Annotated in this window: 1 rRNA gene; it reads right to left on the bottom strand. The window is 49.1% G+C overall.

The annotated features are described in order from the left end of the window. Window positions 1-293: ribosomal RNA gene (locus tag CJ670_RS09885) — 23S ribosomal RNA — on the bottom strand; the annotation flags it as partial.

A 293-nucleotide genomic window follows, 5' to 3' on the forward strand; every position in this document is an offset into this window, starting at 1 on the left:
GAAGTTTGATTGGCCTTTCACCCCTATCCACAAGTCATCCCGAGACTTTTCAACGTCAATGGGTTCGGTCCTCCACTGGCTCTTACACCAGCTTCAACCTGCTCATGGATAGATCACTTCGTTTCGGGTCTGCAGCATCTGACTATGTCGCCCTATTAAGACTCGCTTTCGCTACGGCTTCGCACTTGGCTTAACCTTGCCAGACACCACAACTCGCAGGCTCATTATGCAAAAGGCAGTCCATCACCCTGTACAAGACATAGGGCTCTGAATGATTGTAAGCTAATGGTTTC

Source organism: Arcobacter cryaerophilus gv. crypticus, assembly GCF_002993025.1.
Lineage (GTDB): Bacteria > Campylobacterota > Campylobacteria > Campylobacterales > Arcobacteraceae > Aliarcobacter > Aliarcobacter cryaerophilus_B.